Origin of the sequence: Streptomyces sp. NPDC032940 (assembly GCF_040636935.1) — a bacterium.
Taxonomy (GTDB): Bacteria; Actinomycetota; Actinomycetes; order Streptomycetales; family Streptomycetaceae; genus Streptomyces.
On the sequence record NZ_JBEZVJ010000004.1, the window covers coordinates 37,164 to 54,259 of the forward strand.

At 74.5% G+C, this 17,096-nt stretch carries 9 protein-coding genes; 3 read left to right on the forward strand and 6 right to left on the reverse strand.

What is annotated here, in order from left to right; genetic code table 11:
- Positions 1-4: 4 nt before the first annotated feature.
- The 6 genes from AB0E77_RS07190 to AB0E77_RS07215 form a co-directional block, all read right to left on the reverse strand.
- Positions 5-2,212, reverse strand: a complete 2,208-nt coding sequence (locus AB0E77_RS07190) for a bifunctional glycosyltransferase family 2 protein/CDP-glycerol:glycerophosphate glycerophosphotransferase (protein ID WP_361566786.1) — start codon at positions 2,210-2,212, stop codon at positions 5-7.
- Between the two features lie 169 nt (positions 2,213-2,381).
- Positions 2,382-4,646 carry a bifunctional glycosyltransferase family 2 protein/CDP-glycerol:glycerophosphate glycerophosphotransferase gene (locus AB0E77_RS07195; protein WP_361566789.1) on the reverse strand — a complete coding sequence of 755 codons (2,265 nt, stop codon included), beginning with the start codon at positions 4,644-4,646 and terminating at the stop codon, positions 2,382-2,384.
- A gap of 154 nt (positions 4,647-4,800) precedes the next feature.
- On the reverse strand, positions 4,801-5,718 hold the full coding sequence (locus tag AB0E77_RS07200) for a carbohydrate ABC transporter permease (protein WP_361566792.1): 918 nt from the start codon (positions 5,716-5,718) through the stop codon (positions 4,801-4,803).
- Positions 5,715-6,998, reverse strand: coding sequence for a sugar ABC transporter permease (locus AB0E77_RS07205; protein ID WP_361566795.1), 1,284 nt, complete (start codon positions 6,996-6,998; stop codon positions 5,715-5,717). Before AB0E77_RS07205 ends, AB0E77_RS07200 begins: the two co-directional genes overlap by 4 nt.
- A 76-nt stretch (positions 6,999-7,074) precedes the next feature.
- A complete protein-coding gene (locus AB0E77_RS07210; protein WP_361566798.1) occupies positions 7,075-8,469 on the reverse strand; it encodes an ABC transporter substrate-binding protein in 1,395 nt (464 codons plus the stop codon).
- A gap of 432 nt (positions 8,470-8,901) precedes the next feature.
- The gene (locus tag AB0E77_RS07215; RefSeq protein WP_361567505.1) at positions 8,902-12,387 is read right to left on the reverse strand and encodes an FHA domain-containing protein; all 3,486 of its coding nucleotides are present in this window, start codon (positions 12,385-12,387) and stop codon (positions 8,902-8,904) included.
- 431 nt (positions 12,388-12,818) lie between these two features.
- Between AB0E77_RS07215 and AB0E77_RS07220 the strand changes: the two genes are divergently transcribed.
- From AB0E77_RS07220 to prfB, 3 genes are all read left to right on the forward strand, one after another.
- The gene (locus tag AB0E77_RS07220) at positions 12,819-14,519 is read left to right on the forward strand and encodes a serine/threonine-protein kinase (protein ID WP_361566800.1); all 1,701 of its coding nucleotides are present in this window, start codon (positions 12,819-12,821) and stop codon (positions 14,517-14,519) included.
- 143 nt (positions 14,520-14,662) lie between these two features.
- Complete coding sequence (locus AB0E77_RS07225) at positions 14,663-15,907, forward strand: serine/threonine-protein kinase (protein WP_361566802.1); 1,245 nt, start codon at positions 14,663-14,665, stop codon at positions 15,905-15,907.
- A 76-nt stretch (positions 15,908-15,983) separates the two neighbouring features.
- The gene (gene prfB, locus AB0E77_RS07230) at positions 15,984-17,090 is read left to right on the forward strand and encodes a peptide chain release factor 2 (RefSeq protein WP_361566805.1); all 1,107 of its coding nucleotides are present in this window, start codon (positions 15,984-15,986) and stop codon (positions 17,088-17,090) included.
- Positions 17,091-17,096 lie beyond the last annotated feature (6 nt).

A 17,096-nucleotide genomic window follows, 5' to 3' on the forward strand; every position in this document is an offset into this window, starting at 1 on the left:
GGGGTCAGCTCCTTACGAGGGTGGCGGCGGCGGGGGCCGGGACGCGCTGCGCGAGCGGGGTCACGGGCGCGATCGCCTCCGGCGGCTCGCCGAGCAGCACCCGGCGCACCACGCGCTCGGCGGCGCGGCCGTCGTCGAACTCGCAGAACCGCTCCCGGAACGCCGCGCGCAGCGCCGCCGACTCCGGCCCCGCGTACGAACCGTCGCGGAAGACGCGGGCCAGCTCCTCGGGCGTGTGCGCCACCGGGCCGGGCGGCGCCGCGGTCAGGTCGAAGTAGACGCCGCGGGTCTCCCGGTACACGTCCCAGTCGTCGGCGTACACGACGATCGGCCGGTCGAGGTTGGCGTAGTCGAACATGATCGACGAGTAGTCGGTGATCAGCGCGTCGGCGGCCAGGCACACGTCCTCGGAGGAACGGTGCCCGGTGACGTCGATGATCCGGCCGGTGCGCTCGCGCCGCCCGCCGCGGTCGTAGAAGTAGTGGGCGCGCAGCAGCACCACCACGTCCTCGCCGGCCGCCTCGCAGAACGCCTCCAGATCCAGGCCGCCCGCGCCGAACCCGGTCTCGTGGTCGCGGTGCGTGGGCGCGTACAGGACGGCCGTCTTCCCCTGCGGCACGCCCAGTTCGCGCCGGACACGGGCGACGTCGTCGGCGGTCGCCGTGTAGTAGACGTCGTTGCGCGGATAGCCGTACTCCAGGTGCTCGTACGAGCCGGGGAAGGCGCGCTCCCACATCTGCGTGGAGTGGCGGTTGGAGGACAGGTTGTAGTCCCAGCGGTCCACGCGGCCCAGCAGCTTGGCGAAGCTGCCGCTGGCCGCCGCCACCACCGGGTACGTCGACTGGTCCACGCCCATCGTCTTCAGCGGGGTGCCGTGCTGCGTCTGCACGTGCACGCTGCCGGGGCGCTTGACGACGCCCTCGGCGAAGTTGGCGTTGTTGACCAGATACGTGGCCCGGGCCAGCACCTCCCAGTAGCGCCGGCTGCCGATCACGGCGTGCTCGACGCCCTCCGGCACGGTGTGCGCCTGGTCCGGCTCGACCAGGAACACCCCGCGCAGGTGCGGGGCGAGTTCCCGGGCCTTGGCGTGGATCGCGGCCGGGTTGCAGGCGTAACCGCGGCCCCAGTACGCGCAGTACACGACGAGGTTCGGGTCGAGCGGGGCGCGCAGCCGGCGCCGGTAGCGCAGCCGGGTGCGCAGCCCCTGCGGGCGGGGCAGCCGGCCGAGGACCCCGGCCGCCGCGCGGTTGACGCCCCGCAGGGCGCGGAACGCCGTGTACGAGCCGGACGCCAGCAGCCGGTGCTGCACGCCGAGCCGGCCGCCCGGCGCGCGGAAACCGGCGGGGCGGTGGCGCCGGTACAGGCGGCTCGCCCGGCGGAAGAAGGCGCGGCGCCCCCGGGGCAGCCGCCTCGGGTGGGCGGCCGTCTTCAGGATCAGGGCGAAGAGCTGCTCGAACAGCGGTCCGCGCCGCTCGGCCGGCAGCCCCCGCCCGGCGGCGTACGCGAGCGCCAGCTCGGCCTGGTCCAGCAGCTCGCGGTGGTGTTCACCGGGCTGGTTCAGCCGGCTGCCCTGGCGCCGCACCAGGTGCCGTACGACGACGGAGCGCAGCACCGTCATGCGGTCGGCGTCCGCCGCGGCCCGGGTGGCGAAACCGATGTCCGTGTAGTGCCCGGCGGGGAACTCCAGCCGCCGTTCGGCGAGGAAGGCCCGGCGGTAGACGGCGCTCCACGCGGGCAGCTGCACGCCGGTCAGCTGCGGGGCTCGGCCGGGGGAGAAGGCGCCGTCGGGTGCCTTCGCGAGCAGGGGGGCGGCGGGGTTGGCCGGCTCGCCCTCCCACCAGGGGACGCGCTCGTGCTCGAAGTACAGCACGTCGACGCCGCCGGTCTCCGCCAGCCGAGCGTCCAGCGCCGCCAGCGCGCCCGGCACCAGGACGTCGTCGCCGTCGAGGAACAGCAGATAGGCGCCGGTCGCCGCCCGCGCCCCGGTGTTGCGGGCCCCGGCCGGGCCCGCCGACGGAGGCGAGTACACGGGCGCCACCCGGGAGTCCCGTTCGGCGCGGTCGGCGGCGATGTCCGCCGCGGCGCAGTCCGGGGCGTCGCAGACGGGGATCAGCTCGAAGTCGCCGAAGGACTGGGCGAGGACCGAGTCCAGCGCCTGGGACAGCCGCCCTGCGACCCCATGGGACGGGACGATGATGCTGAAGCGGGGCATACTGCTCTTTCTCTCGTTGTCCTGGTCCGAGGGGAGACCCCCGCCGCGCGGCCCACGTGGCGGCCCGGCCGTCCGGCCGGCCGTCCGGTCGGCCGCCAGGTGGGCGGCCGGCTCGGAGTGGGCCGCGACGAGCAGCGGGGCATGCGGACTCCCAGTGGGCAAACGGCGGTCAGAGGCTGTCGGTGACGGTGCGCGGCCCTGCGGGTTGCGGCACGGTCGCGAGCGGCGGCCTGGAGAGGGCCGCGGCGGCCGAGGGGGCGGGGCGCCGTGCGGCGAGCGGCACGACCGGCGGGAGGTCCCTCTCCCCGAGCACGACCCGGCGTACGACGCGCTCGGCGACGCGGCCGTCGTCGTACGGGCAGAACCGCTCCCGGAAGGCGGCCCTGAGCTGCGCGGACCTCGGCCCGCACCAGTGGCCGCCGGCGAAGACGCCGATCAGCTCGTCCTCGTCGCCCGCCACCGCGCCCGGCGGGAAGGAGCGGAGATCGACACAGGTGCCGGCGGCCGCCTCGAAGGCCTCCGGTTCGTCGGCGTGGAGCACGATCGGCCGGTCCAGGGCCGCGTAGTCGAACATCAGTGCCGAGTAGTCGGTGATCAGCGCGTCCGAGGCGAGGCACAGCGCCTCCACGCTCGGGTGGCCGCTGACGTCGACGATCCGCTCGTGCCGGGCGGTGGTCAGCGGGCCGTCGTGCCGGGGGTGGGCGCGGGCCAGCACCAGGAAGCGGGGCCCGAGACGGGTGACGAGGCGCTCCAGGTCGATGCGCGCGTGCGGGCCGCGTCGGTAGTCGCGGTACGCGGGCGCGTACAGCAGCGCGACGGTGCCCTCGGGGACGCCGAGCGTCTCGCGCAGCCGGGCCACGTCCGCCGCCGTCGCACGCTGGAAGACGTCCGTGCGCGGACTGCCGTACTCCAGCGTGGTGTAGCCGCCCGGGAAGACGCGCTCGTGGACCAGGGTGGAGTGACGGTTCGCGGAGACCAGGTGGTCCCAGGTGTCCACGGTGGCCAGGAGCCGGGCGAAGTCGGTGCCGCGGGCGGCGGCCGGGTGCTCCTGGAGGTCCAGGCCCGTGTGCCTGAGCGGCGTCCCGGCCCCGGCCCGGACCACCACCTGGCCCCGGCGCTTGACCAGGCCCGCGTCGAGACCGGTGTCGTGCACCAGGTACCGGGAGCGGGCCAGCGCCGTCCAGTACGCGGCCGTGCCAGGGGTCAGCCGACGGGTGGCGGGCGGGACCGTGTGGTGGTGCGCGGGAGCGGCGGCCCACGCGGTGCGCACATGCGGCGCGAGGCTGCGGAACGCCTCCTCCAGCGCGCCCGCGTCGCCGCCGTACCCCCGGCCGCCGGCGTCGGCGAAGAGGGCGCGGTCGGGCCGCAGGGGGAGGCGGCGCTGGATCCGGTAGTGCAGCCGCAGGGCGGCGGTGCGTGCCGTCCCCAGCAGCCCGGCGCAGCCCTTCCGGACCCGGCGGCCCAGGGCCGACACCAGCCGCAGCGCCTCGTAGGTGCGGCGCAGGCCCAGTCGGAGCAGGGCGTGGCGCAGCCGGGCGGCCGGAGGCACGGGGGCGCCCGGGACGCGGTAGCGGCGGCAGTGGACGCGGGCCCGGCGCATGAACTCCCCGCGCAGGGAACGAGGGAGGCGTCCGGGGCGGGTGAACACCGTCGCCAGGTGGTCGGCCATGCGGCGGAACAGCACCGGCCGCCAGCGGGCCAGCTCCGGATCGGACTCGACGTACGCGAAGACCCGGTCGTACTGGGCGAAGACGTCGAGGTGGCGCTCGCTCGGGGTGCCGAGAATGCTGCCCCGCCGGCGCTGCCGGTAGTGCACGCAGACCCGGTCCAGCGTGGCCAGGGACTCCGCGGCCATCAGCACCGGGTACGACCACGGGGTGTCCTCGTAGTGGCCGGGCGGGAAGACGAAGCCCTCGCGCTCGGCGAACTCCCGCCGCACCGCCTTGTTCCAGGCCACCATCAGCAGGTGCATGAGCCCCGGCCGGTCGGTCAGCCGGAACGGCGCCGGGCCCTGCTCGGTGAGGTGCGCCGCGGCCCGGTTGCGGACCGTCTCGCCGGTCCAGTACGTACGGGCGTAGTCGTAGACCAGGACGTCCGGCTCCCCGGTCTCCTTGATCCGGTCGGCGATGCTTCGCAGCGCGTCCGGGGCGAGGGTGTCGTCGCCGTCCAGGAAGACCAGGTAGTCGCCGGTGGCCCGCTCCATCCCGGCGTTGCGGGCCGGGCCCAGGCCCTCGTTGCGCGGCAGGTGCACGGGCCGCACCCGCGGGTCGCGCTCCGCGAACTCGTCGGCGATCTCGCCGCAGGCGTCCGGCGAGCAGTCGTCGACCACGATCAGCTCGAGATCCGGGCAGGACTGGGACAGCACCGAATCCAGGCACTCGTGCAGATACGCCTGAACCTGGTACGCGGGGACGATGACACTGAACCGGGGCACGGGGACATCCATGGGTCGGCGCGGGCGTTCGGCCCGGCAACGTCCGATGGAGTGACTTGGTTACGGCCCCTGGAGCATCCGGGGGACTCCGCGCACGTGAGGGAGGGGGCGGACCGGTCGGCGGCCCGCCCCCTCCGGAGTGATACCGCGGCGGCTACTTGACGGCGCCCGCCATCACGCCGGAGACGAACTGCCGCTGGAACGCGAAGAACACGGCCAGCGGGATCACCATCGAGATGAACGCGCCCGGCGCCAGCACGTCGATGTTGTTGCCGAACTGCCGTACCTGTGTCTGCAGGGCGACCGTGATCGGCTGGCTCCCCGAGTCCGAGAAGATCAGCGCGACCAGCATGTCGTTCCACACCCACAGGAACTGGAAGATGCCGAGGCTCGCGATGGCGGGCCCGCCGAGCGGCATCACCACCCGGGCGAACAGCCGCAGTTCACCCGCTCCGTCGAGACGGGCCGCCTCCAGCAGCTCCCGGGGGATCTCCGCGAAGAAGTTCCGCAGCAGGAACACCGCGAACGGCAGCCCGAAGCCGACGTGGAACAGGATCACGCCCACGATGGAGCCGAACAGGCCGATCTTGCCGAAGAGTTCGGCGATCGGGATCAGGGCCACCTGCACGGGGACGACCAGCAGCCCGACCACGGCCAGGAACCACCAGTCGCGGCCCGGGAAGTCCATCCACGCGAACGCGTACCCCGCGAGCGAGCCGATGACGACGACCAGGACCGTCGCCGGGACCGTGATCAGCACGGTGTTGACGAGCGAGGAGGTGATGTCGCCGTTCTTCAGCAGCTCCTCGTAGCTCTGGAAGGTGAGCTGCGACGGCTCGGTGAACACCTTCCACCAGCCGCTCGCCGCCATGTCCTTCGGCGTGCGCAGCGAGGACAGCAGCAGGCCGACCGTCGGGACCAGCCAGAACAGGCCCACCACGATCAAGAACACCCGGACCAGACCGCCGCTGACACCCTCGGCGAGCCGCGAGCCCAGCGACGGCTTGGCCTTGACGGCGGTGGCCGGCGGTGGCGAGGCCGTCTTCGTGAGAGAACCCGCGTCCGCGGTCATCGCCGCACCTCCCGCCGCAGCCGCCTTACGTTGAACCACATCACCGGGATGACCAGCAGCAGCAGGAACACCGCGATGGCGCTGGCGATGCCCGGCTGGTCGGAGGCGAAGCCCTTGCGGTACAGCTCCAGGGCGAGCACGTTCGCGTCGTCCTGGGAGGAGCCGGGGGCGATGATGAAGACCAGGTCGAACACCTTCAGCACGTTGATCATCAGGGTGACGGCCACGACCGCGAGGACCGGTGCGAGGAGCGGTACCGTGACCCGCCGGAAGACCTGCCACTCGTTGGCGCCGTCCACCCGCGCCGCTTCCAGGAGTTCACGGGGGACACCCGCGAGACCGGCCGCGATCAGCACCATCGCGAAGCCCGCCCACATCCACACGTACGACCCGATGATGGCCGGGGTGACCAGGGAGGGGCCGAGCCAGTCCAGGCCGTTGTAGGGCTCCTCGAAGTTGTCGGCGGGCAGCCGGAGCAGCGCCCCGTCGGCCGCCGCGGGCAGCGTGAACGTGCCGTCTCCGGCGGCCTTCGCCGACGCGACGACCTTGCCGTCCTTCACGGCCTCGATCTTCATGCCGGCGTAGCCCAGCTCGGCCGCGTCGACGGCGCCCAGCTTCCCGACACCCTTGCCGCGTGTGAAGTCCTGCCAGGCGGTGCCGGTGATCTTCCCCGCCTCGGGCCGGGCGGCCGCGGCCGGTTTCGCGCCGTCCGGCATCCGGTCGGGGGCCACGCCGACCAGCGGGAGCGTGACGACCTGCCCCGCGCTGACCGGCTCCTTGGTGACGAACGCGCCCCCGCCGGCGGCCTTCAGCGGCGACTCGCGGCCCGGGTGCGCCTTCGGGAAGGCCGACGACTCGGCGAAGGTGTCGTGCACCCCCACCCACACCGCGTTCGCGACGCCCTTCTCCGGGGCCTGGTCGTACACCAGGCGGAAGATGATCCCGGCGGCCAGCATCGAGATCGCCATCGGCATGAAGACGACCAGCTTGAACGCCGTTCCCCAGCGCACCCGTTCGGTCAGCACCGCGAAGATCAGACCGAGCGCCGTGGCGACCGTCGGCGCGAACACCACCCAGATGATGTTGTTCTTCAGGGCGGTGCGGATGCCGTCGTCGGTGAACAGCGCCTGGTAGTTGTCGAATCCGGCGAAGGAGTCGCCGGACTGGTCGTAGAAGCTGCGGACCAGCGAGTACCCGATCGGGTACACCACGAGCGCGCCGAGCAGCACCAGGGCGGGCAGCAGGAACAGGGCCGCCACGGTCCTGCGGGTGCCGGTCACGCTCCTGCGCGACTTGGGTGCGGCGGGGCCCGGTGAGGCCGGAGGGGTCCCCGCCGCAGTGGCCGACGTCATCGCGTCAGCCCCCGTAGGCGGCGGCCGCGTCCGCCTCCAGCTTCGCCTGGGCGCCCGCGACGTCCGCCGGGTTCTTCAGGAAGTCCTGCAGGGCCTTCCACTCGCCCTTGCCGGGCGTGCCGCCGAAGGCCTGCGGGGCCTGGTCCGACATGTCGAAGCGGAAGTCGTCGCCGGCCGCGATCAGCGCGTCGGCCATCTTCTTCTGCACCTCGTTCGGATACGCGTCCGTGTCGACGGCCTTGTTCGGCGAGAGGAAGCCGCCCAGCTTCGCCTGGATCGCCGCCGAGTCCGGGGAGGCCAGGAAGGTGGCCAGTGCCTGCGCAGCCTTGGAGTCCTTCAGGATCACGGCCGCGTCGCCGCCCGAGACCACCGGCGCGGTGTCGCCGACGGACGGGAACGGGAACACCTTCGCGTCCGTGCCGACCTTCGCGTCCGTCTCGCCGATGTTGACCTGCACGAAGTCGCCCTCGTAGACCATGCCCGCCTTGGGCTGGTCGCCGCCGGTGAAGGTCTGCGTCACCGAGGCCGGGAACTCCGTCTGGAGCGCGCCGGACGCGCCGCCCGCCACATAGTCCTTCTTGCCCCAGATCTGGGCGAGCGTGGTCAGGGCCTCCTTCACGGAGGGGTCCGTCCACTTGATCTCGTGCTTGGCCAGTTGGTCGTACTTCTCCGGGCCCGCCTGCGAGAGGTAGACGTTCTCGAACCAGTCGGTGAGCGTCCAGCCGTCCGCGCCGCCCACGGAGAAGGGCGTGACGCCCGAGTCGTAGACCGTCTGCGCGGCGGTGAGCAACTCGTCCCAGGTCTTGGGCTCGGCGGCGCCCGCGTTCTCGAAGACCTGCGCGTTGTACCAGATCAGGGACTTGTTGGCGGCCTTGTAGTAGACGCCGTACGGCTTGCCGTCGACCTTGCCGATGTCCTGCCAGCCCTGCGAGTAGTTCTTCGTCAGCTCCTTGGTGGCCTCCGCGCCCAGCGGCTTGGCCCAGCCCTTGTCGACGGCCTGCTTGATGGCGCCGGGCTGCGGGAGCATCGCCACGTCCGGCGGGGCACCACCCGCGATCTTCGAGCCGAGGAAGTTGATGATCGGGTCCTGGGCCGGCACGAAGGTCACCTTGGCGCCGGTGCGCTTCTCGAACTCGGCGAGGACCTTCTTGAAGTTCTCCTGCTCGGCGCCGGTCCAGACGGCGGCGACCTCCAGGGTCTCGCCGTCCAGCTTGGGGAGGGCGAGGGTGGCCGGCTTCTTGTCGCCGCTGCCCTGGCTTCCCTCATCGCTCCCGCCGCCGTCGTCGTCCCCGCCGCACGCGGTGAGCGAGAGCGCGAGGGCTCCCGCGGCGAGGGCGGCGGCGGCCCTGGTGGTCCTCTTCGCGGCGCTGCGTGTCCGCGTGGTGCTGCTCGTGCGCATCACTGCCCCGTTCTTCGTTCCTCGTCGAACGTCCGGCGCTGTCCCGTGCGCTCTGGTGTACGCCAGGGGGGTGAGAGCGGCAAGACCGCGTCCGCGGTGGGGGCGAAGATCGTAATCGCGTCGTGACTCGGTTTGGGCCGTGGGTAGTTGTGCAGGGGCTGCCGGGCGGGCGAGGTGCGCTGCCCGGCGTTGCGGGGTGCCTCCCTCGGAGGGGAGGACCCCAGCGCCCGCCCTTCCCCACGCTCGGCTTCTCCCCCACGCTCGGCTTCTCCCCCACGCTCGGCTTCGCTCGCGCGGGGGGACCCCCATGCGCGGGGGACCCCCATGCGCGGGGGACCCCCATGCGCGGGGGGACCCCCATCGCCCCTGGGGGCACCTCCCAGGCCGTTCAGGCACTGGGGGAGGCACCACTGACCGCAGGCTGTGCCGGTCCTACAGGAGCGACGGGACCTCTGCGGCCGAGACCTCTCTTGCCGCTCGTTCCAACGCGCTGGCCAGCAGGGCGAGGTCCGTCGGGCCGTTGCCCAACTCCCTTACGGGGCGGCGGGCCGGGGGGTCTCCCATGCGGTGCCACTCCAGGGTGACGACCGTGGGGCGCAGGGTCGCCGTGCGGGGGATGCGGCCCGTGACGCGGCCCGCCTGGAACGCCAGACTCCGGCCGTCCGCCCAGGTCAACCGCCCCCGTCCCGGCAGCGGTTCGTCCGGGCCCGGTGCCGGCGCGTCGAGCACGGCGCGCAGCGTCGCCCGGCGGGCCGGCTCCGTCTGGGCCGTACGGCCGCCAGGTCCGGTGGCCGCCACCAGGTGCACGCCGAGGCGGTCGCCCTCCCGTGCCACCGCCTCCAGCGCCCGCATCACCGATCCCGCCGCGGGCCGCCCCGGCGATCCGAGCGGGGGTGTGACGAGCGCGTCCAGGTCGTCCACGACGACCACCAGCCGGGGCAGCGGCGGCACCGCGCCCGTCCGCCGCCGGGCCGCGCCCGGGCGCAGCCGCAGCGTCGAACTGGGCGGTGATTCGACGTCCCCGGTCTCCGCCGTCGCCCCGGGGCCGCCAGGCGCCGTGCGCTGGCTGACCATCCGTCCCGACAGCTCGCGCCCGGTGTGCCACTCGGTGAAGTCGGACCGCCCGAGCAGCTCGGCGCGCCGCTTGAGCTCGGCGCTCAGCGACTGGGCGAACTCCCGCATCCGCACCGGATCGTCGGCGGTGAGATGCGTGGTGACGTGCGGCACGTCCGTGCAGACGCGCAGGCCCTCGCCGGGGCCGTTGCCCGAGCCCACCGTGTCCCGGCCGTCCATCAGGACGATGCCGAGCCGGTCGGGGCGTTCGGCCGAGGCGAGCGAGGCGACGAGGGCCCGCAGCAGCTCCGTACGGCCGCTGCCGGGCGGGCCCTCGACCAGCAGGTGCGGTCCCTCGGCGGCGAGGTCCACCGTGACCGGGCCGCGCGGGCCCGCGCCGAGTACGGCGTGCGCGCGGCCCCCGAGGGCGTCCGCGTCGTCGGCCGCGTCCGCCCAGCGGGCCATCAGGGAAGCCGGGGTGGCCCGGGCGAGGCCCAGTTCGTCGAGGAGCCGGGCCGCCTGGGGCAGCGGCGCGGACACGCGCGCGTGCCGCTCGCCTCCGGGGCCGTCGGTGCGCAGCGGCGCCAGGGCGCGTGCGAACCGCTCCGACCAGGCGGGGGAGACGGCGTCCACCGTGCCGAGCGTGCCGTGGCCGACCGGGCCGCTCGGGGACGATCCGCTGCGGGCCACGCGCAGCAGCCGCAGGGTCGTCGCCACATCGCCGCTGAGCAGCGCCACGGCACCGCAGTCGCGGAAGACCGGCGAGGCCGCGCAGGCCGTCTCGTACGTCTGCGTCACCGGCGAGGTCGGGGAGGCGGGGGGCGTCTCGGCGAGACACACGACGTGGATGCCGGCCCGGGGCCCCTCCAGGGCCAGCCGTGCCATCACCTCGCGCACGCCGGCGCCGCCGGGGTCGCCGTCCACGACGACCACGGTGTACGGGCCCGCGAAGCCGTCGGCCGGGTCGCTCCCGTCGTCCGCCCGTGCCCAGGAGGGCCGCCGCGCGGTTTCCGTGGCCGACGACGCGTGTCCGCCGCGCGTGTCGGGACCGCTGTGCGGGTCCGGGGCCTCCTGCCCCGGGTCCCGGGCGGGAGCCGCCGGCTGGGCCGGGATCACGCCGGCGGGGGCCGGGGGCCGGGCCGCGCCGCGCGCGTCCGTGAGGTGGTCGTCCAGGCGGCGCACGAGCTCCTGGGCGCGGGCCGTGGCCTGGTCGCGGTCGTAGGCGAGCAGCAGACGGCAGTCCTGGCCGTGTCCCGGACGCACCTGCGGCAGCCAGCCCAGCCAGGACCACTCGGCGGTCCGCTCCGCGAGCGGGCGGGAGCGGTCCGCGCTGATCAGGACGATCTCCAGCAGGTCGGGGGAGTGCAGCGCGGCGAGCTGGGCCAGCACCGAACGGGCCAGCCCGGCCAGCCGCGCGCGCGGGCCCGCGAGGCCCAGCGCCCCGGCCTCGCGCAGCCCGACGGTCACCGGGACGGCGGGCAGCGGCGCGTCACCGCCGGGCGCCATCCGGTCGGCCGTGCCGAGCCGCACGGCGAGCACCTCGGGATGTCCCGGTCCGCGCTCCCACAGCCGCGGCCCCGGTCCCAGCGCCGTCAGCAGCAGCGCGGCGGAGTCCGGCCAGGTCTCCGGCGCAGGGGAGGCACCGGCCGGGGGCGCTGCCTGCGCCGGCCCGGGGGTGTCCTCGTCATCGGCGTACGCGTCGGGTCCGGCGGCGTCCTGCGCGCCCGCGCGCCCGCCGGCCAGCCGGCGCGCCCACGCCCCGAGCCCGCCGCGCCTGCGCACGCCCTGCGGCACGTCGGTGCCCCGCAGCGGCGTCCCCTTGCGGCCGGTGTCCGCCGCCGCGGCGTGCTCGTGGGCGCCGACGGGGTCGGGCGTCTCCCGGCGGACGCCGCCGCCCGGGCCGGCCACCTCCGCGTGGCCCCAGCCCGAGCCGGTCGGCCCCGTGGGAGCGCCGGCGTGCGTGTCGCCCGCCCCGGAGTGCGAGTGCGGTGCGCGTGCTTCCCCCGGGAGACCGGTGCCGTGGCTCTCGATGCGGGGCGCGCCGCCCTGGCCCGGCACCAGCGGGGGGCCGGCCAGTGCTGCGACGGTGCCGTACGCCGCGGTGCCGTGGGCGTGGTGCGTGCGCTCGGCCGGGACGTCCGCGCCGTCGCCCACGCGCCCGTGGGCCACCGGGGCCCCGGCGTCGGTCCCGGCGCCGGGCAGCCGCACGTACCCCTCGCCGTCCGGCGTCGTCGCCACCCGTATCGCGGCCCCCGGGGCGGCCGGGACCAGCCGCAGCGCCGACTCGCCGATCCGCAGCAGGGCGCCCGGCGCGAAGCGGACCGGACGCTCGCCGACGCGGGTGCCGTCCAGGACGGTGCCGTTGGTCGAGCCGAGGTCGGCGACCGAGACGCGGCCGTCGGCGGCGACCGTCACGGCGCAGTGCATCCGGGAGACGTCCGGGTCGTCCAGCGCGACGTCCGCGTCGGCCGACCGGCCGAGCCGGATCTGGCCCCCGTGCAGCAGGTGGACGCCGCCCGCGTCGGGGCCGGCGACCACGTGCAGCTGGGCCGGGACCTCGGTGGGCTCGGTGTGCGGATCGGGCTCGCCGGGGGCGCCCAGGCAGAGCACGGCGCCGTCGATCAGCGGGGGCTCGCCCAGGGTGCTGCGCTGGGCGTCGAGGCGCTGCGCCCCGGCGTACAGGACCACCTGGCCGGAGCCCTGGCCGTCACCGCCGGGGACCACCGAGGCCAGGGCGGAGGCGACCGCGGCCAGAGCCGTGCCGGCCGGCGCCGTGACCAGGACGTCGCAGCTCGCCGCGGGGGCACCGCCCCCCGCCGGTCCATGCGGGCCCAGCGGATCTACGACGGTCAGCCGGATCTGCATCGCCGTCAGCGGTCCCTTCGCGCGGGCGCCCGCGATCGCTTGGGACGAAGCCTTCACTCCGCGGTCCCCCACCGCGGACTTCCCCCACCGCCACACGAGCACGTCGGCCAGTACTGGAGGCATCCTCGCACCTGCCGCTGACAACGCGCCCGTCCGCCGCCTTCAAATGATCTTGATTGGTCGGCTCTGCCCGCAAAAGTGCCTGACGGATGGGCTGACGATGATCGGAGAGTGGCTGCTTGAGATCGGTCACGTCCGGGTCCGGCAACCAAGGGACCAGGTCGAGCGTCTTTCCTTCGAACATGAGCCGGCGGCGGAACGTAAGACGCACCGGCGGACCAATGGGAACCACAGGTCGACGACAGCCCGGGCCGCACACCGCGGCACTACAGTGGGTCGGAACAGCCAGCAAGCAACAGGGAGCGCATGACGTGCGGCCGGTAGGCAGCAAGTACCTCCTCGAGGAGCCCCTCGGCCGCGGCGCCACGGGCACCGTCTGGCGTGCCCGCCAGCGCGAGACCGCGGGTGCCGAGGCGGCCGTGGCCGGACAGCCCGGCGAGACCGTCGCCATCAAGGTCCTCAAGGAGGAGCTGGCGAGCGACGCGGACATCGTGATGCGCTTCCTGCGGGAACGCTCCGTCCTGCTCCGGCTGACCCACCCCAACATCGTCCGGGTCCGCGACCTGGTCGTCGAGGGCGAGCTGCTGGCGCTGGTCATGGACCTCGTCGACGGCCCCGACCTGCACCGCTACCTGCGGGAGAACGGGCCGTTCACCCCGGTCGCCGCCGCCCTGCTCACCGCCCAGATCGCCGACGCGCTCGCCGCCAGCCACGCCGACGGCGTCGTCCACCGCGACCTGAAGCCGGCCAACGTCCTGCTGAAGCAGACCGGCGGCGAGATGCACCCGATGCTCACCGACTTCGGCATCGCCCGCCTGGCGGACTCGCCCGGCCTCACCCGCACCCACGAGTTCGTCGGCACCCCCGCGTACGTCGCGCCGGAGTCCGCCGAGGGCCGCCCGCAGACCTCCGCCGTCGACGTCTACGGCGCCGGCATCCTGCTGTACGAGCTGGTCACCGGCCGCCCGCCGTTCTCCGGGGGCTCCGCCCTCGAGGTGCTGCACCAGCACCTGAGCGCCGAGCCGCGCCGCCCCTCCACCGTCCCCGACCCGCTGTGGACGGTCATCGAGCGCTGCCTGCGCAAGAACCCCGACGAGCGCCCCAGCGCCGAGAACCTCGCCCGCGGCCTGCGCGTCGTCGCCGAGGGCATCGGCGTGCACGCGAACAGCGCCCAGATCGGCGCCGCCGAGAACGTCGGCGCGCTCCTCGCCCCCGACCCGGCCCCCGCGCAGGTCCCCGGCGCCGCCGACCCGACGCAGGTCCTCCCGCAGAACCCGGGCGGCGCCTACGACCCGAACGGCGCGACCAGCGTCCTGCCGCACACCGGGGGCCCCGCGGGCGCCGCCGACCCCACCGCGGTACTGCCGAACCGCGGCGCGGCCGACCCGACCGCCGTCATGCCGCCGGTGCCGCCGGGACAGCCCGGCCAGAGCGGCGGACCCGAGGACCCGCACCCCTGGCAGAACCAGCTGCGCGCCGCCCGCGACCGCAACGAGCAGACGCAGGTGCAGTACCTCGACCCGAGCGAGGACCCGCTGCGCCGCCGCCCCCAGCGGCAGGTCGCCCGCCCGCAGCAGCAGCCGCGCCCCCAGCAGCACCGGCCCCCGCAGCCGCCGCAGGGCTACGGCTATCCGCAGCAGCCCCAGCCGCAGCGGTACGCCACCCCCCAGCCCCAGCAGCCCCAGCCGCAGCGGTACGCCACCCCCCAGCCCCAGCAGCCCCAGCCGCAGCGCTACGCCCCGCCGCCCGCGCCCGAACCCCAGGCGCCCCGGCGTGAGCCCCGGGCGCCGCGGCAGCGCAGCGCCAACCCGATGCGCATCCCGGGCCTCGGCTGCCTCAAGGGATGCCTGGTCACCCTCGTCATCCTGTTCGTGGCCGGCTGGCTGATCTGGGAGCTGAGCCCGCTCCAGGACTGGATCGGCACCGGCAAGGGCTACTGGGACCAGCTCAGCGACTGGTTCGGCACCGTGACCGGCTGGATAGGGGATCTGGGCGGCTCCGGCGGCAGCTGACCCGGCGGCGGGCCCCTCTGGGGGCCCGTGCGGGCCCGACTCTGGGGATTTGTCGACAACGGACGGGTGATTTCCGCCTCCGCTGTGAAGGCCGGCTCCTCGGACGCGTAGTTTTAGCGCAACACGCGTCGGTAGGAGCAGTCTTGGCACGGAAGATCGGCAGCCGGTACACCGCCCACCAGATCCTCGGGCGGGGCAGCGCCGGCACGGTGTGGCTGGGCGAGGGGCCCGAGGGTCCCGTCGCGATCAAGCTGCTGCGCGAGGACCTGGCGTCCGACCAGGAACTCGTCTCACGCTTCGTCCAGGAGCGCACCGCCCTGCTCGGCCTGGAGCACCCCCACGTCGTCTCCGTGCGCGACCTGGTCGTCGACGGCAACGACCTCGCGCTGGTCATGGACCTGGTCCGCGGCACGGACCTGCGCACCCGCCTCGACCGGGACCGGCGCCTCGCGCCCGAGGCCGCCGTGGCGATCGTCGCGGACGTCGCCGACGGCCTGGCCGCCGCGCACGCCGCCGGGGTCGTGCACCGCGACGTCAAGCCCGAGAACGTGCTGCTGGACATGCAGGGCCCGCTCGGCCCCGGCGGCTCGCACCCCGCGCTGCTGACCGACTTCGGTGTGGCCAAGCTCATCGACACCCCCCGGCGCACCCGCGCCACGAAGATCATCGGCACCCCCGACTACCTGGCCCCGGAGATCGTCGAGGGCCTGCCGCCGCGCGCCTCGGTCGACATCTACGCCCTGGCCACGGTCCTGTACGAGCTGCTCGCCGGCTTCACGCCCTTCGGCGGCGGCCACCCCGGCGCGGTCCTGCGCCGGCACGTCACCGAGACGGTCGTCCCCCTGCCCGGCATCCCGGACGAGCTGTGGCAGCTGCTCGTGCAGTGCCTGGCCAAGGCGCCGGCCTCCCGGCTGCGCGCCTCCGAGCTGGGCGCCCGGCTGCGCGAGCTGCTGCCCCTGCTGGCCGGGATGGCGCCGCTGGACGTGGACGAGCCCGACGCGGACGAGGAGGAGGACGAGCCCGAGGAGGCCGCCGCCCCGCCGGCGCCCGACGGCCGGCCCGTGAGGCGCCGGGGCGCGGTGCCGCTGGTGCCGGGCGCGAAGCCGGCCGACTCCAACCGCGACACGCACACCTCCATGCGCGTACCGGCCCCCGACGAGCTGGCCGGCGGCGCCCGCGGCACGGCCCGGGCCCCGCGCGCGTCCGGCGCGCCCCGCCCCGGCTCGGCCCGCAACCGCGCCGCCGCACGCCGCCGCCGGCTCGCGCTGGGGGCGGGCACGGTCGCCCTGGTCGCGGCGATCGGCGTCGGTACCTGGCTGGCCACGAGCGGTGACGACGGCGACGCGGGACCCCAGGACACACGGAACTCGGCACCGGCATCGCCGTGAGGCCGGGCACGCCGCCGCCCGAGCCGTCAGCCCCTGCCCGGCGTGGACCGCGCGGCGGAGCCGTTACGCTGGATGCGTGGCAGTCGTCGATGTATCCGAAGAGCTGAAGTCCCTCTCCTCGACCATGGAGTCGATCGAGGCCGTCCTGGACCTCGACAAGATGAGGGCAGACATCGCCGTGCTCGAGGAGCAGGCGGCAGCGCCCTCGCTGTGGGACGACCCGGAGGCGGCGCAGAAGATCACGAGCAAGCTCTCCCACCTCCAGGCCGAGGTGCGGAAGGCCGAGGCCCTGCGCGGGCGGATCGACGATCTCGCCGTGCTCTTCGAGATGGCCGAGGAGGAGGACGACCCGGACACCCGTGCCGAGGCCGAGTCCGAGCTCACGGCCGTCCGCAAGGCGCTGGACGAGATGGAGGTCCGCACCCTGCTCTCGGGCGAGTACGACGCGCGTGAGGCGCTCGTCAACATCCGCGCCGAGGCCGGTGGCGTGGACGCCGCCGACTTCGCGGAGAAGCTCCAGCGGATGTACCTGCGCTGGGCCGAGCAGCACGGCTACAAGACCGAGGTCTACGAGACGTCGTACGCCGAAGAGGCCGGCATCAAGTCGACCACCTTCGCCGTGCAGTCGCCGTACGCCTACGGCACCCTCTCCGTCGAGCAGGGCACGCACCGCCTGGTGCGCATCTCGCCCTTCGACAACCAGGGGCGCCGCCAGACCTCCTTCGCGGGCGTCGAGATCCTCCCCGTGGTCGAGCAGACCGACCACATCGAGATCGACGAGTCCGAGCTGCGCGTCGACGTGTACCGGTCGTCCGGTCCCGGCGGCCAGGGCGTGAACACCACCGACTCCGCGGTGCGCCTCACCCACCTGCCCACCGGCATCGTCGTCTCCTGCCAGAACGAGCGCTCCCAGATCCAGAACAAGGCCACGGCGATGAACGTCCTCCAGGCCAAGCTGCTCGAGCGGCGCCGTCAGGAGGAGCAGGCCAAGATGGACGCCCTCAAGGGCGACGGCGGCAACTCCTGGGGCAACCAGATGCGTTCGTACGTCCTGCACCCGTACCAGATGGTCAAGGACCTGCGCACCGAGCACGAAGTGGGCAACCCCGAGGCCGTGTTCAACGGTGAGATCGACGGCTTCCTGGAGGCCGGGATTCGCTGGCGCAAGCAGCAGGAGAAGTAGCCGGGA